The following is a 22,319-nucleotide window of genomic DNA, read 5'->3' as shown; positions in this document are numbered from 1 at the left end:
GCGCAATGTACGTAATCGACTGGCTGCACAAGAACGCGCAGCACACCCCCGACAAGATCGCGCTGGTGGACGTGGAAAGCGGCCGCCGGGTGACCTATCGCCAGTTCGACGAGCGCGCCAGCCGCTTCGCCGAATACCTGGCCGAAGGCCTGCAGCTGGCGCCAGGCACGCGCGTCGCCGTGCTGGCGCACAACAGCTCCGACTATTTCGAGATGCTGTACGGCTGCGCCAAGGCCGGCATGGTGATGGTGTGCCTGAACTGGCGCCTGCCCGCGGCGGAATTGCTGCCGATCCTGCAGGACTGCACGCCCGAGGTGTTGGTCGCCGGCGATGGCTTCCTGGCCGTGGCCGCCGAACTGGCGCGCACCTTGCCGCTGCGCGCGGTGCTGCATCTTGCCGACGACGAGGCGGCCGATGTACCCGGTGGCTGGACCGAGTACGAAGCCGTGCTCGACGCGGCCTCGGGGCGCATCATCGAGATGCCGTGCCGCGACGAGTCCGAGGTATGGCACCTGCTGTACACCTCCGGCACCACCGGCAGGCCCAAGGGCGTGATCCAGACCTATGGCATGGTGTTCTTCAACGCCGTCAACGCCATGCTGGCCAACAAGATCACGCGCGACGACGTGTTCCTGAACGTGCTGCCGTTCTTTCATACCGGCGGCCTGAACCTGTATGCCAACCCGGTGCTGCATGCCGGCGGCACGGTGCACATCATGCGGCAGTTCGAGCCGCAGGTCGTGCTGGACCGGCTCGACCGCAAATCGGGCGAGGGCATCACCATGTTCTTCGCGGTGCCGGCGGTGTACCTGTTCCTGAGCCAGCATGCCGGCTTTGCGCAAGCGGACTTCTCCGGCGTGCGCAACATGTCGGCGGGCGGCTCGCCGGTGCCGCGGCCGCTGCTGGAAGCCTACCTGGCCAAGGGCGTGACCATCTGCTTCGGCTTCGGCATGACCGAAACCGGGCCCACGGTCTTTGTCTGCGACGAAGACACCGCGCGCAGCAAGATCGGCACCATCGGCAAGCCGGTGGGGTCGATGCTGACGCGCATCATCGACCCCGTGGGCAATGATGTCGCGCCCGGCGAGCGGGGCGAGCTGCTGATCAAGGGGCCGGGGGTCACGCCCGGCTACTGGAACCTGCCGGAAGCGACTGCCAATGCGATCCGCGACGGCTGGCTGCATTCCGGCGACATCGCCTGGCGCGACGAGGACGGCGACTACTACATCGTCGATCGCGCCAAGGACATGTACATCTCCGGCGGCGAGAACGTCTATCCCGCCGAAGTCGAAAATGTACTGTTCCAGCTGCCGGGCGTGGCCGAGGCCGCCGTGATCGGCGCGCCGGACGCACGCTGGGGCGAGACGGGCATGGCGCTGGTGGTGCTGCGCGCTGGCGCCTCGCTCGATGCGGAGCAGGTCATCGCCCATTGCAAGGCGCAGCTTGCCGGCTACAAGGTGCCGCGCCATGTGCGCTTTGTCGACGCGTTACCGCGCACGCCGTCGGGCAAGGTGGAGAAGCACAAGCTGCGCGCCAGGTTTGCCGGCTGACGCGCCGCGTCCCGCCATACGAATTTCCTGCATTTCCTGCATTTCCTGCATTTCCTGCAGTCCCCGCAGTCCCCGCAGTCCCGCTGTCCGCAGTCTCCGCTGTTCCTCATTGACGTACGTCTCTACCGCCCCGACGCGGGCGACAGAAGGAGGGTGACATGCATTCCAAGCAGTTTCCGCCGCCGCAGCAAGGCAGCTTGCGCGGTACGGTGTTCGCCGTCGCGGCAGCGATGCTGGCCGCTGCCTGTGGCTCGGGCGATGACAACAATGGCAACGGCAACAACCCCAACACCAAGCCCGCATATATCGGCGCGGTCAACATCAACAGCTACAACGGCAGCAGCGACGACCTGCTGACCGCGGGGCTGGGCAAGGACGGACTCGCCAGTGCCACCGCGCCGCTGCCGGCCAATGCCACCGCCCCGACCGCGGCGGAACTGCGGCGCTACGCGATCTACTCCAACTACCGAGCCATCGTCGACACCACCGCGGCTGGCGGCTATGGCTCGCTGTACGGCCCCAACGTGGACGCGCAGGGCAATGTCACCGGCTCGGAGGGCAAGATCGCCGGCGTGGAATACCTGGCGTATTCGGACGACGGCACGGGCCAGCAGAACGTGACCATGCTGGTGCAGATCCCGGCCGGCTTCGATACGGCCAGGCCGTGTGTGATCACCGCCACGTCGTCGGGCTCGCGCGGCGTGTACGGCGCCATCGCGACCGGCGAATGGGGGCTGAAGCGCGGCTGCGCGGTCGCCTACACCGACAAGGGCACCGGCGCCGCGCCGCACGACCTGGATACCGATACCGTGCCGCTGATCGACGGCATCCGCGCCACGCGCGCGGCCGCCGGCAAGAATGCGCAGTTCGCCGCGCCCGCAGGCGCCACGTCGCTGGCGGATTTCACCGCCGCCAGCCCGCACCGGCTCGCGTTCAAGCACGCGCATTCGCAGCGCAATCCGGAGAAGGACTGGGGCAAGTTCACATTGCAGGCGGTGGAGTTCGCGATCTGGGCGATCAATGACCGCTTCGGCGCGGTGTCCGCCAACGGCACGCGCCAGCGCAGCATGGACAAGGGCAAGATCCTGGTGATCGCGTCGAGCGTGTCGAACGGTGGCGGCGCCGCGGTGGCCGCTGCCGAGCAGGACACCGATGGCCTGATCGATGGCGTGGCCGTGGGCGAGCCCAACCTCAACATGCCACCGGATACAGGCGTGGTGGTGCGGCGCGGCGGCGTGCAGGTGCCGTCTTCGGGCCGCACGCTGTATGACTACACCAGCACGGCCAACCTGCTGCAGCACTGCGCCGCGCGCACCACCGCGCTGACGCAGTCACCGTTCTACGACAACCCGACCATGGCGCCGTTCTTCGCGGCGCGCTGCACCACGCTGGCGGAAAAGGGACTGGTCACCGGCACCAATACCAGCGAGCAAAGCGCCAGCGCGCTGCAGGCGCTGCATGAAGCGGGCTGGGAGTCCGAATCCGATGACCTGCACCCGTCGCTGGCCGCCTTCGACACCGCTGCCGCGATCACCGTGACCTACGCCAACGCCTACGCGCAGGCCAGCGTGACCGACAAGCTGTGCGGATACAGCTTCGCCAATACGCTGACCGACCTGAAGCCGGCGGCGATCGCCCCGGCAGCGCTGGCGTCGATGTTCGCCACCGGCAATGGCATCCCGCCGCAGCCGCCCTCGGTGCAGCTGATCAACGACCTCGACCCGACGCACGGCCCGTACCTGAACCTGTTCTCCGTGTCGGCATCGAACGGCCGCACCGATCTCAACTACGATGGCGCCGATTGCCTGCGCAAGCTGCTGGCCGGGACCGACGCCGCGGCGCGCGCCTTGCAGGCTGGCCAGGCGCTGACGCTGCGCAACGGCAACCTGCGCGGCAAGCCGGCGGTGATCGTGCACGGCCGCAGCGACGGCCTGCTGCCGGTGAACCATACCTCGCGCCCGTACCTGGGGCTGAACCGGCAGAAGGAGGGGCTGGCCAGCAAGCTGGCTTACATCGAGGTGGAGAATGCCCAGCATTTCGATGCCTTCATCGGGCTGGTGGCGGGCTACAGCAACCGCTACGTGCCGCTCCATGTGTACCTGAACCGCGCGCTTGACGCCGTGTACGACAACCTGACGACCGGCAAGCCGCTGCCGCCGTCGCAGGTGGTGCGCACCACGCCGCGCGGCGGCACTGTCAACACGCCGGCGCCGACGCTGCTGCCGTCCAATGTCCCGCCGATCGCCGCCACGCCCGCACCCGGCAATGCGATCACCGTCAACGCCTTGACCGTGGAGGTGCCCAACTGATGACCGACGCCATGCCGCGCGTGCTGACGCAACGCGATTTCGACCGCTTCGCCGCGCTGTCGCGCGACGACAACCCGATCCACTGCGATCCGGCCTTTGCCCGCGGCACGCACTTCGGTGCCACGGTGGCGCACGGCATGTTCCTGTTTTCGCTGCTGTGCGCGCATACGTGGCGGGAGCTGGCCGCACCTGCGCTGCCGGTGGCGCAGACGCTGATGTTCCCGACGCCGGCCTTCGCCGGCGATGCGGTGGCGTTTGCGCTGGTGCCGCAGCCGCAGGCGGGGCCGGCGGGTTTTGGCACCACGGTCAGCGCGGGCATCCCCGGCGCGGCGCCGCGCGTCGCGGCCGCCGGTGAATCGTCGTGGCTGGCGGAGGCTGCACCGGGCCGGCTGCCGGCATGGCCAGGCGCGCAGCCGGAGGCCGCGGGCGATCCCGCGCTGTACGGCCTGCGTCCCGGGCAGTCGGCCAGCGCCACGCGCGCCTTCACCGCGGCCGATATCGCCGAGTACGTTGCCCTGACCGGCGATGCCAATCCGTACCATGCTGACGCCGCCTTCGCCCGCGCGCGCGGCTTCGGCGAGGCGGTGGTGCCGCTGCCGCTGCTGGCCGGCATGTTTTCCGACCTGCTCGGCACACGGCTGCCGGGGCGCGGCACCGGGTGGATGAAGCAATCGCTGCGGCTGGCCTCGGCAGCGCGGCTGGACGAGCCGCTGACCGCGCAGGTGCGCATCGTCCGGCTGCGCGCCGGCAAGGACCTGGTCAACCTGGCGAGCGTCGTCACCGGCGCGGATGGCCGGGTGGTCGTGCAGGGCGAATCGCTGGTGCTGGTGCGCAACCTGGCGGACAAGGGCAGCGAGAGCCGGGCGGCATAGCCTGTTTGTGGCGGCTTCACGTACCGTTTGCTGCACTCAAAGCCTTATCTCCGCGGGTCCTTGAAATGTCGCGACAAAGCCTTATCTTTCGGATATCCAGTGTCCGGCAGGGCATCCAGGCACCCCGGCGGTGAAGCCGGGGCCAGCGCCCCCCGCATCAGGACACGACCTATCCGAGAGAGGGAATCCTATGCGTCTTGACAAGCTGACCACCCGGTTCCAGGAAGCGCTCGCTGAAGCGCAAAGCCTGGCCCTGGCCAACGACAACCAATACATCGACCCGCAGCACGTGCTGCGCGCGCTGCTGTCGCAGGACGACGGCGCCGCCCGCGCACTGCTCGCACGCGCCGGCGTCAACGTGCAGGGCCTGCAGACGGCGCTGGACGCCGCCATCAAGCGCCTGCCGCAAGTGCAGGGCACCAACGAGGTCCAGATCGGCCGCGACCTGGTCAACCTGCTCAATGCCACCGAGAAAGAAGCGCTCAAGCGCGGCGACCAGTTCATCGCCAGCGAGCTGTTCCTGCTGGCCGTGTCCGACGACAAGGGTGACGCCGGGCGCATTGCGCGCGAGAACGGCCTGAACCGCAAGTCGCTCGAATCGGCCATCCAGGCCGTGCGCGGCGGCGAATCGGTCAACAGCGCAGAGGCCGAGGGCCAGCGCGAGGCGCTGAAGAAGTACACCATCGACCTGACCGAACGTGCCCGCATCGGCAAGCTCGACCCCGTGATCGGCCGCGACGACGAGATCCGCCGCGCAATCCAGATCCTGCAGCGCCGCACCAAGAACAACCCGGTGCTGATCGGCGAGCCGGGCGTGGGCAAGACCGCGATCGTCGAAGGGCTGGCGCAGCGCATCGTCAACGGCGAAGTGCCCGAGAGCCTGAAGAACAAGCGCGTGCTGGTGCTCGACATGGCCGGGCTGCTGGCCGGCGCCAAGTACCGCGGCGAGTTCGAGGAACGCCTGAAGGCCGTGCTGAACGACGTCGCCAAGGACGAGGGCCAGACCATCGTCTTCATCGACGAGATCCATACCATGGTGGGCGCGGGCAAGGCCGAGGGCGCGATCGACGCGGGCAACATGCTCAAGCCCGCGCTGGCGCGCGGCGAGCTGCACTGCATCGGCGCGACCACGCTTGACGAATACCGCAAGTACATCGAGAAGGATGCCGCGCTGGAGCGCCGCTTCCAGAAAGTGCTGGTCGACGAGCCGACCGTGGAAGCGACCATCGCCATCCTGCGCGGCCTGCAGGAGAAGTATGAGCTGCACCACGGCGTCGAGATCACCGATCCGGCCATCGTCGCCGCGGCGGAGCTGTCGCATCGCTATATCACCGACCGCTTCCTGCCCGACAAGGCCATCGACCTGATCGACGAGGCCGCCGCGCGTATCAAGATGGAAATCGACTCCAAGCCGGAGGCGATGGACAAGCTCGAGCGCCGCACCATCCAGCTCAAGATCGAGCGCGAAGCGGTCAAGAAAGAGACCGACGAGGCTTCGCTCAAGCGCCTGGACCTGATCGAGCAGGAGATCGCGCGCCTGGAGAAGGAGTACGCGGACCTCGACGAGATCTGGAAGGCCGAGAAGGGTGCCGCGCAGGGCACGGCCGCGCTGAAGGAAGAGATCGAGAAGGTCAAGCTCGAGATCGCGAAGCTGCAGCGCGAAGGCAAGCTCGACAAGGTGGCCGAGCTGCAGTACGGCAAGCTGCCGGGACTGGAAGGCAAGCTCAAGGCCGCCACCGATGCCGAAGCCAGCGAGCAGAAGCAGCCCAACAAGCTGCTGCGCACGCAGGTGGGCGCCGAGGAAATCGCCGAAGTGGTGAGCCGCGCGACCGGCATCCCGGTGTCGAAGATGATGCAGGGCGAGCGCGAGAAGCTGCTGAAGATGGAGGACCGCCTGCACAACCGCGTGGTCGGCCAGGACGAGGCCGTGCGGCTGGTGTCCGATGCCATCCGCCGTTCGCGCGCAGGGCTGGCGGACGAGAACAAGCCCTATGGCTCGTTCCTGTTCCTGGGACCGACCGGTGTCGGCAAGACCGAGCTGTGCAAGGCGCTGGCCGAGTTCATGTTCGATTCGGAAGAGCATCTGATCCGCATCGACATGAGCGAATTCATGGAGAAGCACAGCGTCAGCCGCCTGATCGGCGCGCCGCCGGGATACGTGGGCTACGAGGAAGGTGGCTACCTGACCGAGGCCGTGCGCCGCAAGCCGTACAGCGTGGTGCTGCTCGATGAAGTGGAGAAGGCCCACCCCGACGTCTTCAACGTGCTGCTGCAGGTGCTGGACGACGGCCGCCTGACCGATGGCCAGGGCCGCACGGTGGACTTCAAGAACACGGTGATCGTGATGACGTCCAACCTGGGTTCGCAGATGATCCAGTCGATGGCCGGCGAGCCGCAGGAAGCGATCAAGGGCGCGGTCTGGCAGGAAGTGCGCACGCATTTCCGGCCGGAGTTCCTGAACCGGATCGATGAAGTGGTGGTGTTCCACGCGCTCGACCAGAAGAATATCGAGTCGATCGCGCGCATCCAGCTGCAGCGCCTGCAGGCCCGCCTGGCCCGCATGGACATGACGCTGGAGGTCAGCGACTATGCGCTGGAGAAGATCGCCAGCGCGGGCTACGACCCGGTGTTCGGGGCGCGTCCGCTCAAGCGGGCGATCCAGCAGCAGATCGAGAACCCGGTGGCGCGCGCCATCCTGGAAGGCAAGTTCGCGGCAAAGGATGTGGTGCCGGTGGACTATGTGGATGGCGAGTTCACCTTCGGGCAGGCCGTGCAGTAAGCCCGGTTTCGAGACTTCGGTGTCACAGGCAGGCCCTTGCGGATTCCCGCAAGGGCCTTTTTGCATGGCCGCGCCCTGCCATGTAAGGGAGTGCCGCGCCGTGCAATTTTTTCACGGCGATCCCGCGCTTCGCTCCGTCAGTTGCCGTGCTGCATGCGATTCTCCAAGTGGCATGCTTTTCGCGTTGCAAAAGGGTTGAGTTTCCTTGCAAAGCGCTGCGCCTCCACGCAGCCTGTCCCCACAGGAGCCAATCCATGACCGACAAGCCTTTCCTCACCGACGTCAAGACCCTGCGCGCGCGGGCCCGCCAGCATATCGAAGAGGGTGCGGTGACCTCCGGTTACACCGCCGACCGCGAGGCCGTGCTGAAGCTGCTCAACGACGCGCTGGCGACCGAGATCGTCTGCGTGCTGCGCTATCGCCGCCACTATTTCATGGCCCAGGGCCCGAACTCGAAGAGCGTCGCCGAAGAATTCCTGGCCCACTCGAATGAAGAGCAGGGCCATGCCGACCAGATCGCCGAGCGCATCGTCCAGCTGGGCGGCGAGCCCGACTTCGCGCCGGACGGCCTGACCAGCCGCTCGCACGCCGAGTATGTCCCGGGCAACAGCCTGACCGAGATGATCAAGGAAGATTTGGTGGCCGAGCGCATCGCCATCGACAGCTATCGCGAGATCATCACGTTCCTGGGCGAGCGTGACCCGACGTCGCGCCGCATGATGGAAGAGATCCTGGCGGTGGAAGAGGAGCACGCCGACGAAATGGCGGACCTGCTGGCGCGCCAGGGCGGCTGAAGCCTGCATGGCGAATTTCTGCGGGTTGTCCCGGACTTGACCGCGATCAAATCGGACTCTGCGGCGAGCCGATACCATTTACTTGTCATGGAGATGCGGGGGCGCTCTTCATGACTTGTCTACCCGTTTCCGGAATGGAAACTTCGCCCGCACCGGTTTGCCGGTGCGGGCGTTTTCTTTTGGGTGTGCCGATTGCGCAACCTCGCGCCACCTCACGCGCACCTTGCGTCCCGTCGTCCCCATATGACGGCATGCCGATATTTCCGTCCGATCTTATGCAAAAAACAGTAAAGGATCGGCGAAACCATTCGTTCCGTTCAGATAGCCCCGTCGGTAGTCTTGCTCCTGACACAAGCCCGCCCCCGGCGGCGGGCACAGCAACCAGAGGCGCCTGGCGCCCATTCACGACAGACGGGAGCAACACGAATGATCCGCAAACTGGCCATCGGCCTGGCAGTCCTGGGCGCCCTGGGCGCGGCGCAGACCGCTTCGGCGACCAACCTGCTCAATGTTTCCTACGACCCGACCCGCGAACTGTATGTCGACGTCAACGCGGCCTTCGCCAAGGCCTGGAAGGCCCAGGGCGGCGATGCCGTGACCGTGCGCCAGTCGCATGGCGGATCCGGCAAGCAGGCCCGTTCGGTGATCGACGGGCTGGATGCTGACGTGGTGACGCTGGCGCTGGGCTACGACGTCGACGCCATCGCCGAGAAGGGACTGATCAAGCCGGACTGGCAAAAGCGCCTGCCGCACAACGCCGCGCCGTACACCTCGACCATTGTGTTCCTGGTGCGCAAGGGCAACCCGAAGGGCATCAAGGACTGGGGCGACCTGGTCAAGCCCGGCGTGCAGGTGATCACGCCGAACCCGAAGACCTCGGGCGGCGCACGCTGGAACTACCTGGCCGCGTGGGGCTATGCGCTGCGCCAGCCTGGCGGCAATGAGACCAAGGCGCGCGAGTTCGTCGGCGAACTGCTCAAGCATGTGCCGGTGCTGGACTCTGGCGCGCGCGGCGCCACCACCACCTTCGTCGAGCGCGGCCTGGGCGACGTGCTGCTGGCCTGGGAGAACGAAGCCATCCTGGCCATCAAGGAGCTGGGTCCGGACAAGTTCGAGATCGTCGCGCCGTCGATCTCGATCCTGGCCGAGCCGCCGGTGGCCGTGGTCGACAAGGTGGTCGACAAGAAGGGCACGCGCAAGGCCGCCGAGGCCTACCTGCAGTTCCTGTACACCGACGAAGGCCAGGAGATCGCCGCGAAGAACTACTACCGCCCGATCTCGCAGAAGGTGGCGGCCAAGTACGCGGCCAACTTCCCCAAGGTCAAGCTGTTCACCATCGATGAGGTGTTCGGCGGCTGGCAGAAGGCCCAGAAGACCCACTTCGCCGACGGCGGCTCGTTCGACCAGGTTTATCAACCCGGCAAGAAATAATCCATGAGGCTGGCGGGCCGGGCCGCGTGGGGCGGCCCGGCACCGAGCCGGCCCACCAGAAGAAGGAAGCCCCGATGTCCATCCTGACGCTCTCCGGCAGCCCGTCAGTCCAGTCCCGCTCCGGCCTTGTGCTGGCGCACCTGCGCACCGCGCTGGAAGCTGCCGGTGAACGCACCCGCCACCTGGACCTGCGCGACCTGCCGGCGGGCCCGCTGCTGGCGGCGCGCGTGGACGACGACGCCATTGCCGCCGCCACCCGCGCGGTGGCCGAGGCCCAGGTGGTGGTGCTGGCCACGCCGGTCTACAAGGCCGCCTACAGCGGCCTGCTCAAGGCCTTCCTGGACCTGCTGCCGCAAACCGGCCTGCGCGACAAGATCGTGCTGCCGATCGCCACCGGTGGCAGCCTCGCCCATGCGCTGGCGATCGACTACGCGCTGCGCCCGGTGCTGTCCGCGCTGGGCTCGCGCCAGATCTTGCCCGGCATCTTTGCCGTGGACCAGCAGATCGACACCTCCGCCTCCTCCGCCTCCTCCGATGGCGGCGGCGTGCGCCAGGCGCGCTTCGACGCCGCGCTGTCCGCCCGCCTCGACGAAGGCCTGCTGCGCGTGCGCGACGCACTGGCGCACGCCCGCATCGAGGTCCCGCTCGACGCGCTCGACGTTGTGCCCGGTGCCTTCGTGCAGCGCGCCGCCGCTGCCGCCGTGGTGGCGGAGCGATGTACCGCCTGATCTGAATTCCTGATGCATTGGCGCCGGCCAGTCCGGCGCCGCGGCAGCAACGCCGCCAGCCATGCCACCGGCAACCCGGGCGGGCAGGGCGGGATGCTGCCCGCGTTTGCACGCAGTCCGACTTCAGAACATTCGCCGGCGCCCTGGCCGGCCACGGAGAAATCGCATGACCACCACCATCAAGCCGGCCGGCTCGCTGCGCCGCCGCCTGTTCATTGCCGCGCTGGTCGCCGCCACCGGCCTGGCCTACGGGCTGCTGCCCGGCCGCGCCGAAGCGCAGTCGAAGATCGATGCCAAGGTGCTGCGCATCGGCTACCAGAAATACGGCACGCTGACGCTGCTGAAAGCGCGCGGCACGCTGGAAAAGCGGCTGGCGCCGCAAGGCATCACCGTCAAATGGACCGAATTCCCGGCCGGCCCGCAACTGCTGGAAGGCCTCAATGTCGGCGCGGTCGACTTCGGCACCGTGGGCGAAGCCCCGCCGATCTTCGCGCAGGCCGCCGGCGCGCAGCTGGTCTATGTCGGCAACGAGCCGCCGGCGCGGACCGCCGAGGCCGTCGTCGTGCCGAAGTTGTCGACGCTGCGCTCGGTGGCCGATTTGCGCGGCAAGCGTGTGGCCTTCAACAAGGGCTCGAACGTGCATTACCTGCTGGTGCGCCAGCTGGAAAAGGCTGGCCTGCAGTACAGCGATATCCAGCCGGTCTACCTGCCGCCCGCCGATGCGCGCGCTGCCTTCGAGCGCGGCTCGGTCGATGCCTGGGTGATCTGGGACCCGTTCCTCGCCGCCGCCGAAAAGCAGCTCGGCGCGCGCGTACTGGCCGATGGCCGTGGCGCCGACGGCAAGAACGTGGTCAGCAACCACCAGTTCTACCTGGCGTCGCGTCCCTACGCACAGGCCAAGCCCGAAATCGTGCGCCTGATCCTCGATGAACTCGCCACGCTGGGCACCTGGGCCGAAAAGAACCCGAAGGACGCGACCGCCGTGCTGACCGGCGAAGTCGGCCTGCCTGCCGACGTGCTGGAACTGGCGGTGTCGCGCTTCTCTTACGGCGCGCGCCCGGTCAGCGCCGACGTGCTGGCCGAGCAGCAGCGCATCGCCGATGCGTTTCACGCGCTCAGGCTGATTCCCAAGCCGGTCAAGGTGGCCGACGCGCGCTGGGAGGAGGCGCAACAGAGGCCGCAACAGCAAGCACAGCGCTGATGCGTCGCGACGGCATCGCATAACAACAAGGAGCACGACATGCACGTATTCTGGTTTATCCCCACCCACGGCGACAGCCGCTACCTCGGCACCTCCGAAGGCGCGCGCGAAGTCAGCTTCGACTACATGAAGCAGGTCGCCGTGGCCGCCGATACGCTCGGCTACGAAGGGGTGCTGATTCCCACCGGGCGTTCCTGCGAAGACCCGTGGGTGGCAGCATCGGCGCTGTCGGCCGTGACGCAGCGCCTGAAATTCCTGGTCGCGGTGCGGCCGGGCCTGATGGCGCCGACGCTTGCCGCGCGCATGGCAGCGACGTTCGACCGGCTTTCCAACGGCCGGCTGCTGATCAATCTCGTCACCGGCGGTGACACCGCCGAGCTAGAAGGCGACGGCCTGTTCCTCGACCACAGCGAGCGCTACGAGGCCTCGGCCGAATTCCTGCGGATCTGGCGCGACGTACTGGCGGCCAGCCATGACAGTGGCCAGATCGACTACCAGGGCAAGCACCTGAGCGTGAAGGGCGCGCGCGTCCTCTATCCGCCGCTGCAGCGGCCGCATCCGCCGGTGTACTTCGGCGGTTCGTCGGCGCCGGCGCATGCGCTGGCGGGCGAGCAGGTCGATACCTACCTGACCTGGGGCGAACCGCCGGCCGACGTGGCGCAGAAGCTGGAAGACGTGCGCCGGCATGCGGCGAAGCATGGACGCACCGTCAGGTTCGGCATCCGCCTGCACGTGATCGTGCGCGAGACCGATGCCGCCGCGTGGGCCGCCGCCGATGACCTGATCAGCCGCCTCGACGACGAGACCGTGGCGCGCGCGCAGGCGGTGTTCGCCAGGATGGATTCGGAAGGGCAGCGCCGCATGGCCGCGCTCCATGCGGGAGGTGCGAGCCGCACGCGCGAGGCGCTGGAAATCAGCCCCAACCTGTGGGCCGGCGTCGGCCTGGTGCGCGGCGGCGCCGGCACCGCGCTGGTGGGCGATCCGCACACCGTCGCCGAGCGCATGCGCGAGTACGCGGAGCTGGGCATCGACACTTTCGTGCTGTCCGGCTACCCGCACCTGGAAGAGGCCTACCGCTTTGCCGAACTCGTGTTCCCGCTGCTGCCGCGTTCGGTGCGCGAGAAGTTGCCAGGCAAGGTGCTGTCGGGCCCGTTCGGCGAAGTCATGGCGACCGGCATCGTGCCGCGCGCCGCGCAGAGCTGAAGGAGGGCGGCATGAGCGCTCCGCATCTTCCGCCGCCGCGCCGGCATCCCGCCGCGCTGGCGCGCGCCGTGGCACCGTGGATCGTGCCGATGCTGCTGATCGTGGTGTGGCAGGCGGCCTCGCAGAACGGCTGGCTGTCGAACCGCGTGCTGCCGGCCCCGCTGGCCGTGCTGCACGCTGCCTGGGACCTGGCCCGTTCGGGCGAGTTGTGGAAACACGTAGGTGTCAGCACCTGGCGCGCGCTGGCCGGGTTTGCCATCGGCGGCGGGCTTGGCCTGCTGCTCGGTCTGCTGACGGGCACGTTCCGCAGCGCGGCCACGCTGCTCGACAGCACGCTGCAGATGGTGCGCAACATCCCGCCGCTGGCGCTGATCCCGCTGGTGATCCTGTGGTTCGGCATCGACGAATCCGCCAAGCTGTTCCTGGTGTCGCTGGGCGTGTTCTTCCCGGTGTATCTGAACACCTACCACGGCATCCGCTCGGTCGACACCGGGCTGGTGGAGATGGCGCGCAGCTACGGGCTGTCGGGCTGGCAGCTGTACCGTGAAGTGATCCTCCCAGGCGCGTTGCCCGGGATCCTGGTGGGCGTGCGTTTTTCGCTCGGGCTGATGTGGGTGATCCTGATCGTCGCGGAAACCATCTCCGCGCAGTCCGGCATCGGCTACATGACCATGAACGCGCGCGAGTTCCTGCAGACCGACGTGGTGCTGGTGGGCATCCTGCTATACGCGCTGCTGGGCAAGCTGGCCGACCTGCTGTCGCGCGGGCTGGAGCGCTACTGGCTGCGCTGGCACCCGGGCTACGCAGCCGCCTGAACCACGCAACGCCGCACGTTCGGCAAGGAGATCGACATGCAGATGTATCCGGTGGAACAGGCCGCGCTGGCCGAACTTGAAGCGGGCCTCGCGCGCCGCGAGGCGGTCAGGCACGAGGCAGCGGCGCCGCGCCGCCGCCATGGTGGCGTCGCGCTACGCTTGCGCCAGGTAGTCAAGCGCTATGACGGTCGCGAGGTGCTGCACGATGTGGCGCTCGACGTGGCGCCGGGCGAGTTCGTCGCCATCGTCGGGCGCAGCGGCTGCGGCAAGAGCACGCTGCTGCGGCTGCTGGCGGGGCTGGAAGGCGCCGACGGCGGCAGCATCGCCATCGACGGTGACACGCAGGAGCAGGGCAAGGGCAGCCGCAAGCGCGGCGCCGACGTGCGCGTGATGTTCCAGGATGCGCGCCTGCTGCCGTGGAAGCGCGTGCTGGACAACGTGGCGCTGGGCCTGCCGCGCGCGCGGCGCGGCGAGGCGGCCGAGGTGCTGGCGCAGGTGGGCCTGGCCGAGCGCGCGCAGGCGTGGCCTGCACGGCTGTCCGGCGGGCAACGGCAGCGCGTGGCACTGGCGCGCGCGCTGGTGCATCACCCGCAGTTGCTGCTGCTCGATGAGCCGCTGGGCGCGCTGGATGCGCTGACGCGCATCGAAATGCAGGGATTGATCGAAAGCCTGTGGCGGCGGCTTGGCTTCACGGCGCTGCTGGTGACGCATGACGTCTCCGAGGCCGTGGCGCTGGCCGACCGCATCGTGCTGATCGAGGACGGCCACATCGCCATGGACGAGCGCGTGGCGCTGGCGCGGCCGCGCGAGCGCGGCGCCGCCGGCTTCGCGCAACTGGAAGCCGCGGTGCTGCAGCGGGTGCTGCGGCAAGCGCCAGCGGCCTCTTCGCCCCTCGATGCGGGCACGAAGCGCCGTGCACAGCGCATCGACATCGGTGCGCACATCGACAGCTCGGAATCTTCATTCGCTGCCGCCCGCTGAACTCCTATCATGAGCAGGCAGGGCGTGCGCTGCGGCAGCACGCCGTTGCCATCAACAACCCGACCATGGGACCCGACGCGGTCCGGTCAACCGAAGGAAATCGCCATGCCAGGCGTGCATGAACCCGCCAGCGCAGCCAATCCGCTGCAACGCTATCTGGAATCGCTGCCGCGCCAGCCGCTGGCCGACCGGCAACTGTGGCGCGACGCGCGCGGGCAGGTGCAGGGACAGTTCTTCAATTGCTCGCTGACCAGCGCCTTCGAGCCGCTGGTGACCCTGGCCGACCGCGAGGTGGTCGCGCACGAAGGCTCGATCCATACCTACGCCGACGATGGCGTGGGCCTGGCCGCGTGGAAGTTGTTCGCAATGGCTGCCGACGACACCACGCTGGTGTCGCTGGACCGCCTGTCGCGGCTGCTGCACGCGATCAACTACTTTGCCGCCGACGGCGTGCACAAGCTGGTGCTGAACGTGCACAACCGGCTGCTCGCGGCAGTTGCCGACGACCATGGCGCCGCGTTCCGGCGCGCGTTGCAGTCGCTGGGGTTGCCGCTGGAGCGCTTCGTGATTCAGGTGCCGGCCAGCGCCAACGACGACCTGCCGCTGCTGCTGCACGTGGTCGGCAATTACCGCCGCAACGGCTTCGCGGTCAGCCTGCAGGCGTCGGACCCGGCCGAGGCGGGCGCGCTGATGGCGCATGCGTTGCCGGACTGGCTCAAGCTCGATATGCGCCGCACCTGGACCGACCGCCAGCTGTCGGGGCTGCGCGCCAGCGCCGCCAATGCCGGCGTCACGCTGATCGGGCGGCGGCTGCAGGACGCCGAAAGCGTGGAGCGGCTGCAGGCCGCGGGCATCGACCTGGGGCAGGGCGCTTTCGCCGGCGCGCTGGTCAGCGCGGCCGGACTGCGGGCGGCAGGGCGCAGGAGCGGCATCGGCAGCGGCACACCAACTTAGCAAGGAGCCGGTATGACGCAAGCGATCGGGCCATCGGCAGGGCCATCATCGGCGGCGCACGGTACGCGCCTGGAAATCCCGCGGCACCTGCAGGTGCTGACCGTGCCGGGCCTGCATGGCAGCGGCCCGGGGCACTGGCAAAGCCGCTGGGAGCAGCGCTTCCCGGACTGGCAGCGCGTCGAGCAGCATGACTGGTCGCGCCCGAGCCTGCCGCTGTGGGCCGAGCGCGTCTCGGAAGGCGTGATGCGGGCGCAGCGCGTGGCCTCGCGCGGGGCGCTGCTGGTGGCGCACAGCTTTGGCTGCCTGGCGGCCCTGCGGCAGGCGTCGCTGGACCCGGCCGGTATCGCCGGCGCGCTGCTGGTGGCGCCGGCCGATCCCGACAAGTTCGGCGTCGCCAGCCTGCTGCCGACCTACCGCCTGCCGTTCCCCACCATCATGGTCGCCAGCCGCAACGATCCCTGGATGCCGCAGCGCACCGCCTTCAGCTGGGGCACGCTGTGGGGCAGCGAACTGGTCGATGCCGGCAACCTGGGGCATATCAATTCCGATTCCGGCCTGGGCGACTGGGACGAGGGCCTGGCGTTGCTGGGTACGCTGGTGCAACGTATCGCTGACGCATGTGATGCCGGAGCCATTGAAGTGACGCCTGCGCCATGGGAAGCCGGCGTGGAAGTGGCGCCGGGCGCTCCATATATCTAAACCGTCTAAGAAAATTCAGAAAGATTCGTTCTGTTTATAAGAGCGGATCTGCAGAATCTGTCTCGTAAGCCGGCGCAATATGCGCCGGCGTCATAAAGAACCGGCGCCACAAGCCGGCCACCACAGACGAGACCGACATGCCACCATCCCTATCCCTGGCGGATGCCCCCACGCCGGGCGCCCCCGATGCGCCGGCGTCGCGTGCGCCCCGCCGCCCCGCCAAGCAGCGCTTCACGGTGCTTCCCGGCTTTGGCCTGTCGCTGGGCTTCACGCTGTTCTACCTGACGCTGATCGTCCTGATTCCGCTGTCGGCCACGTTCCTGAAGACGTTCACGATGACGTGGGACGCGTTCTGGACGTCGATCACGGCGCCGCGCGTGGTGGCATCGCTGCAACTGAGCTTCGGCGCATCGCTGGTGGCGGCCATTGTCAATACGGTGTTCGGGCTGATTGTCGCCTGGGTGCTGGTGCGCTACCGCTTTTTCGGCAAGCGCTTGATCGATGCGCTGGTCGACCTGCCGTTTGCGCTGCCGACCGCGGTGGCCGGCATCGCGCTGACCGCGCTGTTTGCCGGCAACGGCTGGATCGGCCGCTACCTGGAGCCGCTCGGCATCAAGGTCGCGTTCACGCCGCTGGGCGTGGTGGTGGCGCTGACGTTTATCGGCCTGCCGTTCGTGGTGCGCACGGTGCAGCCGGTGCTGGAAGACGTGGAGCAGGAACTGGAAGAGGCCGCCGCCAGCCTGGGAGCCAACCGGCTGCAGACCTTCCGGCGCGTGATCCTGCCGGCGATCCTGCCGGCGCTGCTGACCGGGTTCGCGCTGTCCTTCGCGCGCGCCACCGGCGAGTACGGCTCGGTGGTTTTTATCTCCGGCAACATGCCGATGGTGTCCGAGATCGCGCCGCTGATGATCTATTCCAAGCTGGAGCAATACGACTACGCCGGCGCCACCGCGGTGGCCGTGGTGATGCTGGTGATCTCGTTCGGACTGCTGCTGTTGATCAACCTGCTGCAGGCCTGGACGCGCCGCCACCAGTCGGGTGCGCGCGCTGCGCTGGCACCGGAAGCGCCCGCGACGGGCAAGGAGTTCTGACATGGCGGGCGCAGTTTCGGGACGCCTGGGCGCGCAGCGCCAGGCCAAGGCCCACCACGCATTCGATGCCACCGGCGAGGCGCCATGGGTGCGCTACACGCTGATCACGGTGGCGGTGCTGTTCCTCACGCTGTTCCTGTTCGTGCCGCTGGCTTCGGTGTTCTACGAAGCGCTGCGCAAGGGCGTGCAGACCTACTTTGAAGCGCTGGTCGAACCCGATGCCGTGGCCGCGATCCAGCTCACGCTGACGGTGGCGGCGATCGCGGTGCCGCTGAACGTGGTGTTCGGCGTGGCGGCGGCATGGGCCATCGCCAAGTTCGAGTTCCGCGGCAAGAACCTGCTGATCACGCTGATCGACCTGCCGTTCTCGGTGTCGCCGGTGATCTCCGGCCTGGTCTATGTGCTGCTGTTTGGCGCGCAGGGCTGGTTCGGCCCGTGGCTGGAAGCGCACGACATCAAGATCATGTTCGCGGTGCCCGGCATCGTGCTGGCGACGATCTTCGTGACCTTCCCCTTCGTGGCGCGCGAACTGATCCCGCTGATGCAGGCGCAGGGCAGCGAAGAGGAAGAGGCCGCGATCGTGCTGGGCGCCTCGGGCTGGCAGACCTTCCGCCATATCACGCTGCCCAATATCCGCTGGGGCCTGCTGTACGGCGTGATCCTTTGCAATGCGCGCGCGATGGGCGAGTTCGGCGCGGTATCGGTGGTGTCGGGCCATATCCGCGGGCTGACCAACACCATGCCGCTGCACGTAGAGATCCTCTACAACGAATACAACTTCGCGGCGGCCTTCGCGGTGGCCTCGCTGCTTACGCTGCTGGCGCTGGTCACCCTCGGCATCAAGACGCTGGTGGAATGGCGCGCGCGCAAAGAGACGGAAGAGGCCGTGATCGAGCGGCCGATTGGTACAGCTGGTACAGCAGGAACCCCCCTGCAGGCATCCGTGTAAGGAACGGCATCATGAGCATCCAGGTCAAGAACGTAGAGAAGCGCTTTGGCGATTTCGTCGCGCTGGACAATGTCTCGCTCGATTTCGACGAAGGCGAGCTGACCGCGCTGCTGGGGCCGTCCGGTTGCGGCAAGACCACCCTGCTTCGCATCATCGCCGGCCTGGAGCGCGCCGACGCGGGCCAGATCGTGCTTTCCGGGCGGGACGCCTCGGGCCAGCATGTGCGCCAGCGCCAGGTGGGCTTCGTATTCCAGCACTACGCGCTGTTCAAGCACATGAGCGTGTTCGAGAACGTGGCCTTCGGCCTGCGCGTGAAGCCGCGCGCCGAACGCCCCAGCGAAGCGCAGATCCGCGAGAAGGTGCATTCGCTGCTCGACCTGGTGCAGCTCGACTGGCTGGCCGACCGCTACCCGTCGCAGCTGTCGGGTGGCCAGCGCCAGCGCATCGCGCTGGCGCGCGCGCTGGCGGTGGAGCCGCGCGTGCTGCTGCTCGACGAACCGTTCGGTGCGCTCGACGCCAAGGTGCGCAAGGAGCTGCGCCGCTGGCTGCGCCGCCTGCACGATGAACTGCATGTGACCAGCGTGTTCGTCACGCACGACCAGGAAGAAGCGCTGGAAGTGGCCGACCAGGTGGTGCTGATGAACCGCGGCCACGTCGAGCAGTATGGCTCGCCCGAGGCGGTCTACAACCATCCGGCCACGCCGTTCGTGTTCGGCTTCCTCGGCAATGTGAACCTGTTCCACGGCCGGCTGGAAGTGGGCGAGAGCGGCGGCCTGCTGCATACCGGCGAAGCGGTGCTGCCGGTGGTCGGCAGCGGGCACGAGACCGCAGGTGATGCGGTGGCGTATGTGCGTCCGCACGACCTGGACCTGGAGCGCTATTCGCCCGGCGCCGACGGCATTGCCGTGACGCTGCGCCGCGCGCTGACGCTCGGCCCGGTGGCCCAGCTCGAACTCGAGCGTGAAGACAACCAGGACGTGATCGAGGTGGCGCTGCCGCTCGAGCGCTTCCGCCGCGCGGGCTTCCGCGAGGGCGAGCTGCTCGCCGTGCGGCCGCGCCAGCTGCGCGTCTTTACGCAGGCCAACGGCACTGCCCCCATCAAAAAACAAGAGGCCGCACGATGAACTTCCAGCAACTCCGATCGATCCGCGAGGCGGTGCGCCGCCAGTTCAACCTGACCGAGGTCGCCAACGCGCTCTACACCTCGCAGCCCGGCGTGTCGCGCCAGATCCGCGAACTGGAAGAAGAGCTGGGCGTGGAGATCTTCGAGCGCTACGGCAAGCGCCTGACCGGGCTGACCGAGCCCGGCCGCGAGATCGTGCGCATCGTCGAGCGCCTGCTGCTTGAGGCCGAGAACCTGCGCCAGGCCGGCGACGAGTTCGCCGGCCGCCATACCGGGCGCCTGACCGTGGCCACCACCCACACGCAGGCCCGCTACGCGCTGCCGCGCGTGGTGCAGGCCTTCCGCCGCGAGTATCCGCACGTGACCCTCGCGCTGCAGGAAGCGTCGCCCACGCATATCGTTGAGCTGCTGCTGACGGGGCAGGCCGATATCGGCATCGCCACCGAAGCGCTGGCGACCGAAGCCGGGCTGACCTCGTTCGAGGCTTACAGCTGGCAGCACGTGCTGGTGGTTTCGCCCGACCATCCGCTGACGCGCCTGCCCGAGCCGACGCTCGAGGACGTGGCCGGTTTCCAGCTCATCACTTACGACGCCGGCTTTACCGGCCGCCGCAAGATCGACAGCGCCTTCGCCGAAGCCGGGCTGCAGCCGGAGATCGTGCTGACCGCGCTCGACGCCGACGTGATCAAGACCTATGCCGAGCTGGAGCTGGGCGTGGGCATCATCGCGTCGATGGCGTACGACGAGCGCAAGGATTCTGGCCTGGTGCGCATCAAGGCCGACCACCTGTTCGCGCCCAACACCACCAGCGTGGCCGTGCGCCGTGGTTCCTACCTGCGCGGCTATGCGCACGCCTTCATCAATATGTTCGCGCCGCACCTGTCGCGCGACACCGTCAGCAGCGCGCTGTCGGAGCAGGAGCGGCAGGCGCTGGCGGCCTGAGCGCCGCCCGTATCTCGGCCCGGCGCCGGGCTTTGCCCGGCGCCGGATGGCGTTGGCTGCACCTCGCCGCCTTCCGCGCGCGCCGTCCGCCCCCGCACGGTGCCGTTCGCGCCCCGTTTCCACCGTTCGTCGCAACAGGCTTTCTTCGCAGCCGGGTGAAGGGTAAAGTCCGTGCACGTGCCACGCATGGCCTTCCGCATCCGGATTGAACTTGCGCGGCGCTTTCCCGCAGTGCAACAGATATTGCGCGCGGCTGCCCCTTCGGCCCCTGGCCGGGCGATGTAGGCGGGCAGAAAAAGGGCAAGGGAGAGAGACGATCATGCGCGAAGAACCGCTGCTGCGCTGGCAGTGGCGCGGCTATGGCCGCAACCACCAGCATCCCCGCAACCTGCTGCTGCATATCGTGGCCGTGCCGATGTTCATGGCGGGCACGGTGCTGGGCGCCTATGGCATCCTGCGGCTGAGCCTGCCCGCGGTGGCGCTGGGGCTGGTGTGCATGGGCATGTCGCTGGCGCTGCAAGGGCGCGGGCACCGGCTCGAGGCCAACGCGCCGGAGCCGTTTGCCGGACCGGCGGACATCGCCGGACGCATCTTCGCCGAGCAATGGATCACCTTCCCGCGCTATGTGCTGTCAGGGCAGTGGTGGCGTGCGCTGACCGGTGAGTGTGGCACGCGCGTCACCTCGGGGGATTGCGCCGAGACGAGCCAACGCTAACATACCGCCATGAACCGCTGCATCTCCACCGTCGCCACCGCGCCCCCGTCGCGGCTTACCATCCTCGGGCGCGACCTGCTGTTCGTGCTGTGCATGAACACGGTCATCGCCGTCAGCCTCAACTACGGCTTCCAGACCGGCGGCACGCTCTGGCACAACTTTGTCTACAGCCAGCTGATCGGCCTGTCGATCTGGCTGCTGATCGATATCCCCCGCGTCGGCATCTGGTGGAACGACCGGCCGCGGCGCTGGCCTTTCCTGCTGCTGGCCGCCGCCGCGGTGCCGACCGGCGTGGTGATCGGCGGCTGGGCCACGCGCGTGGCGCTGGACCTGCCGCCCAAGTCGGTGGCCGAAACCGGCGACATGCTGCGCATGTGTCTGGTGGTGGGCATGCTGGCATCGGCGTCGATGATCTATTTTTACTGGTCGCGCGAGAAGCTCGCCTACCTGGAGCGCCAGGCCGCGCTCGACGCGCTGCAGCGCGAGGAAGCCGAAAAGCAACTGGTGCGCGCGCAGCTGATGGCGCTGCAGGCGCAGATCGAGCCGCACTTCCTGTTCAACTCGCTGGCCAACCTCGACGGCCTGATCGCCACCGACCCGCCCGCCGCGCGCCAGCTGCTGCAGCGCCTGATCGGATTCCTGCGCATGTCGCTGGCCCACACCCGCGCCGAGCAATGCACGCTGCGGCAGGAGTTCGAGCTGCTGCGCAGCTACCTGGATATCCAGGGCATGCGCTTCGGCCAGCGGCTGTCGTATGACATCGACCTGCCGCGCGAGCTGGCCAAGGTCGAAATTCCGCCGATGCTGATCCAGCCGCTGGTGGAAAACGCGGTGACGCACGGTATCGAGCCTTGCATGATCGGCGGGCATATCCGCCTGTCGGCGCGCGCCGCCGGCGACGATGCGGTGCAGGTCATCATTGCCGATACCGGCGTGGGCTTTGGCCAGGCCTCGGGCAAGGGCTCGGGGCTGGGCATCACCCATGTGCGCGAGCGGCTGGCACGGATCTTCGGGGCCGCCGCCAGCATGCAGATGGAAGAAAACACGCCGCGCGGCGTGGTGGTGCGGCTGACGCTGCCGCTGGTGCGCCCGGTCGAGGCGCCGACCCTGACGCAGACGGTCACGCTGCCGGAGAGCATGCCGGTGTCGCCGGCGATCCAGCGGACCTGAACGCGCTGCTGGC

At 68.1% G+C, this 22,319-nt stretch carries 19 protein-coding genes; all 19 read left to right on the top strand.

Annotated features, from left to right (window positions below; genetic code table 11):
* Nucleotides 1-5 precede the first annotated feature (5 nt).
* The 19 genes from AC5WJ1_RS09830 to AC5WJ1_RS09740 all read left to right on the top strand — a co-directional run bounded on the left by AC5WJ1_RS09830 (nucleotide 6) and on the right by AC5WJ1_RS09740 (nucleotide 22,306).
* Entirely contained in the window at nucleotides 6-1,550 is a 1,545-nt protein-coding gene (locus tag AC5WJ1_RS09830; protein ID WP_494476057.1) for an acyl-CoA synthetase, read from the top strand.
* 158 nt (nucleotides 1,551-1,708) lie between these two features.
* Nucleotides 1,709-3,859 carry a D-(-)-3-hydroxybutyrate oligomer hydrolase gene (locus AC5WJ1_RS09825; protein ID WP_494476056.1) on the top strand — a complete coding sequence of 717 codons (2,151 nt, stop codon included), beginning with the start codon at nucleotides 1,709-1,711 and terminating at the stop codon, nucleotides 3,857-3,859.
* Nucleotides 3,859-4,731 (top strand): MaoC/PaaZ C-terminal domain-containing protein, encoded by an 873-nt coding sequence (locus AC5WJ1_RS09820; protein WP_434033657.1) that lies wholly within the window; start codon nucleotides 3,859-3,861, stop codon nucleotides 4,729-4,731. Before AC5WJ1_RS09825 ends, AC5WJ1_RS09820 begins: the two co-directional genes overlap by 1 nt.
* Before the next feature lie 190 nt (nucleotides 4,732-4,921).
* On the top strand, nucleotides 4,922-7,510 hold the full coding sequence (gene clpB / locus AC5WJ1_RS09815) for an ATP-dependent chaperone ClpB (protein WP_133096442.1): 2,589 nt from the start codon (nucleotides 4,922-4,924) through the stop codon (nucleotides 7,508-7,510).
* A gap of 254 nt (nucleotides 7,511-7,764) precedes the next feature.
* Complete coding sequence (locus AC5WJ1_RS09810; protein ID WP_135705464.1) at nucleotides 7,765-8,304, top strand: ferritin-like domain-containing protein; 540 nt, start codon at nucleotides 7,765-7,767, stop codon at nucleotides 8,302-8,304.
* 426 nt (nucleotides 8,305-8,730) lie between these two features.
* Nucleotides 8,731-9,735 carry a sulfate ABC transporter substrate-binding protein gene (locus AC5WJ1_RS09805; RefSeq protein WP_133096440.1) on the top strand — a complete coding sequence of 335 codons (1,005 nt, stop codon included), beginning with the start codon at nucleotides 8,731-8,733 and terminating at the stop codon, nucleotides 9,733-9,735.
* Nucleotides 9,736-9,809: 74 nt separating this feature from the next.
* Nucleotides 9,810-10,463, top strand: coding sequence for an NADPH-dependent FMN reductase (ssuE, locus tag AC5WJ1_RS09800; RefSeq protein ID WP_135705462.1), 654 nt, complete (start codon nucleotides 9,810-9,812; stop codon nucleotides 10,461-10,463).
* Nucleotides 10,464-10,629: 166 nt separating this feature from the next.
* Entirely contained in the window at nucleotides 10,630-11,664 is a 1,035-nt protein-coding gene (locus AC5WJ1_RS09795; protein WP_494476055.1) for a sulfonate ABC transporter substrate-binding protein, read from the top strand.
* Between the two features lie 39 nt (nucleotides 11,665-11,703).
* Nucleotides 11,704-12,867, top strand: coding sequence for an FMNH2-dependent alkanesulfonate monooxygenase (gene ssuD / locus AC5WJ1_RS09790; protein WP_135705460.1), 1,164 nt, complete (start codon nucleotides 11,704-11,706; stop codon nucleotides 12,865-12,867).
* Nucleotides 12,868-12,878: 11 nt separating this feature from the next.
* The gene (ssuC, locus tag AC5WJ1_RS09785) at nucleotides 12,879-13,682 is read left to right on the top strand and encodes an aliphatic sulfonate ABC transporter permease SsuC (protein ID WP_133096437.1); all 804 of its coding nucleotides are present in this window, start codon (nucleotides 12,879-12,881) and stop codon (nucleotides 13,680-13,682) included.
* Between the two features lie 36 nt (nucleotides 13,683-13,718).
* Complete coding sequence (locus AC5WJ1_RS09780; protein WP_494476054.1) at nucleotides 13,719-14,663, top strand: ATP-binding cassette domain-containing protein; 945 nt, start codon at nucleotides 13,719-13,721, stop codon at nucleotides 14,661-14,663.
* Nucleotides 14,664-14,768: 105 nt separating this feature from the next.
* A complete protein-coding gene (locus AC5WJ1_RS09775) occupies nucleotides 14,769-15,617 on the top strand; it encodes an EAL domain-containing protein (protein WP_494476053.1) in 849 nt (282 codons plus the stop codon).
* 12 nt (nucleotides 15,618-15,629) lie between these two features.
* The gene (locus AC5WJ1_RS09770; protein ID WP_133096434.1) at nucleotides 15,630-16,316 is read left to right on the top strand and encodes an RBBP9/YdeN family alpha/beta hydrolase; all 687 of its coding nucleotides are present in this window, start codon (nucleotides 15,630-15,632) and stop codon (nucleotides 16,314-16,316) included.
* 137 nt (nucleotides 16,317-16,453) lie between these two features.
* Nucleotides 16,454-17,407, top strand: coding sequence for a sulfate ABC transporter permease subunit CysT (gene cysT, locus AC5WJ1_RS09765; RefSeq protein WP_135705455.1), 954 nt, complete (start codon nucleotides 16,454-16,456; stop codon nucleotides 17,405-17,407).
* A 1-nt stretch (nucleotide 17,408) separates the two neighbouring features.
* A complete protein-coding gene (gene cysW / locus AC5WJ1_RS09760; protein WP_135705454.1) occupies nucleotides 17,409-18,356 on the top strand; it encodes a sulfate ABC transporter permease subunit CysW in 948 nt (315 codons plus the stop codon).
* A gap of 11 nt (nucleotides 18,357-18,367) precedes the next feature.
* Nucleotides 18,368-19,480 carry a sulfate/molybdate ABC transporter ATP-binding protein gene (locus tag AC5WJ1_RS09755; RefSeq protein WP_135705453.1) on the top strand — a complete coding sequence of 371 codons (1,113 nt, stop codon included), beginning with the start codon at nucleotides 18,368-18,370 and terminating at the stop codon, nucleotides 19,478-19,480.
* Nucleotides 19,477-20,421: a CysB family HTH-type transcriptional regulator gene (locus tag AC5WJ1_RS09750; protein ID WP_133096430.1), complete on the top strand. Its 945-nt coding sequence runs from the start codon at nucleotides 19,477-19,479 to the stop codon at nucleotides 20,419-20,421. The genes AC5WJ1_RS09755 and AC5WJ1_RS09750 overlap by 4 nt, the downstream gene beginning before the upstream one ends.
* A gap of 319 nt (nucleotides 20,422-20,740) precedes the next feature.
* Entirely contained in the window at nucleotides 20,741-21,136 is a 396-nt protein-coding gene (locus tag AC5WJ1_RS09745; protein ID WP_135705452.1) for a DUF962 domain-containing protein, read from the top strand.
* A 9-nt stretch (nucleotides 21,137-21,145) separates the two neighbouring features.
* Nucleotides 21,146-22,306, top strand: coding sequence for a sensor histidine kinase (locus AC5WJ1_RS09740; RefSeq protein WP_135705451.1), 1,161 nt, complete (start codon nucleotides 21,146-21,148; stop codon nucleotides 22,304-22,306).
* Nucleotides 22,307-22,319: the final 13 nt, after the last annotated feature.

This window comes from Cupriavidus sp. MEYA8 (genome assembly GCF_059278825.1).
The sequence above is the reverse complement of the archived record's forward strand: the minus strand, read 5'-3'. Positions and strand labels throughout refer to the sequence as shown.

Excerpts from the sequence above, each read along its gene's own strand:
- clpB (WP_133096442.1), top strand. The coding sequence starts at position 4,922 with ATGCGTCTTGACAAGCTGACCACCCGGTTCCAGGAAGCGCTCGCTGAA.
- AC5WJ1_RS09755 (WP_135705453.1), top strand. The coding sequence starts at position 18,368 with ATGAGCATCCAGGTCAAGAACGTAGAGAAGCGCTTTGGCGATTTCGTC.
- AC5WJ1_RS09825 (WP_494476056.1), top strand. The coding sequence starts at position 1,709 with ATGCATTCCAAGCAGTTTCCGCCGCCGCAGCAAGGCAGCTTGCGCGGT.
- AC5WJ1_RS09750 (WP_133096430.1), top strand. The coding sequence starts at position 19,477 with ATGAACTTCCAGCAACTCCGATCGATCCGCGAGGCGGTGCGCCGCCAG.
- AC5WJ1_RS09745 (WP_135705452.1), top strand. The coding sequence starts at position 20,741 with ATGCGCGAAGAACCGCTGCTGCGCTGGCAGTGGCGCGGCTATGGCCGC.
- AC5WJ1_RS09810 (WP_135705464.1), top strand. The coding sequence starts at position 7,765 with ATGACCGACAAGCCTTTCCTCACCGACGTCAAGACCCTGCGCGCGCGG.
- cysT (WP_135705455.1), top strand. The coding sequence starts at position 16,454 with ATGCCACCATCCCTATCCCTGGCGGATGCCCCCACGCCGGGCGCCCCC.
- ssuE (WP_135705462.1), top strand. The coding sequence starts at position 9,810 with ATGTCCATCCTGACGCTCTCCGGCAGCCCGTCAGTCCAGTCCCGCTCC.
- cysW (WP_135705454.1), top strand. The coding sequence starts at position 17,409 with ATGGCGGGCGCAGTTTCGGGACGCCTGGGCGCGCAGCGCCAGGCCAAG.
- AC5WJ1_RS09740 (WP_135705451.1), top strand. The coding sequence starts at position 21,146 with ATGAACCGCTGCATCTCCACCGTCGCCACCGCGCCCCCGTCGCGGCTT.
- AC5WJ1_RS09830 (WP_494476057.1), top strand. The coding sequence starts at position 6 with ATGTACGTAATCGACTGGCTGCACAAGAACGCGCAGCACACCCCCGAC.
- AC5WJ1_RS09780 (WP_494476054.1), top strand. The coding sequence starts at position 13,719 with ATGCAGATGTATCCGGTGGAACAGGCCGCGCTGGCCGAACTTGAAGCG.
- AC5WJ1_RS09775 (WP_494476053.1), top strand. The coding sequence starts at position 14,769 with ATGCCAGGCGTGCATGAACCCGCCAGCGCAGCCAATCCGCTGCAACGC.
- AC5WJ1_RS09820 (WP_434033657.1), top strand. The coding sequence starts at position 3,859 with ATGACCGACGCCATGCCGCGCGTGCTGACGCAACGCGATTTCGACCGC.
- ssuD (WP_135705460.1), top strand. The coding sequence starts at position 11,704 with ATGCACGTATTCTGGTTTATCCCCACCCACGGCGACAGCCGCTACCTC.
- ssuC (WP_133096437.1), top strand. The coding sequence starts at position 12,879 with ATGAGCGCTCCGCATCTTCCGCCGCCGCGCCGGCATCCCGCCGCGCTG.
- AC5WJ1_RS09770 (WP_133096434.1), top strand. The coding sequence starts at position 15,630 with ATGACGCAAGCGATCGGGCCATCGGCAGGGCCATCATCGGCGGCGCAC.
- AC5WJ1_RS09805 (WP_133096440.1), top strand. The coding sequence starts at position 8,731 with ATGATCCGCAAACTGGCCATCGGCCTGGCAGTCCTGGGCGCCCTGGGC.
- AC5WJ1_RS09795 (WP_494476055.1), top strand. The coding sequence starts at position 10,630 with ATGACCACCACCATCAAGCCGGCCGGCTCGCTGCGCCGCCGCCTGTTC.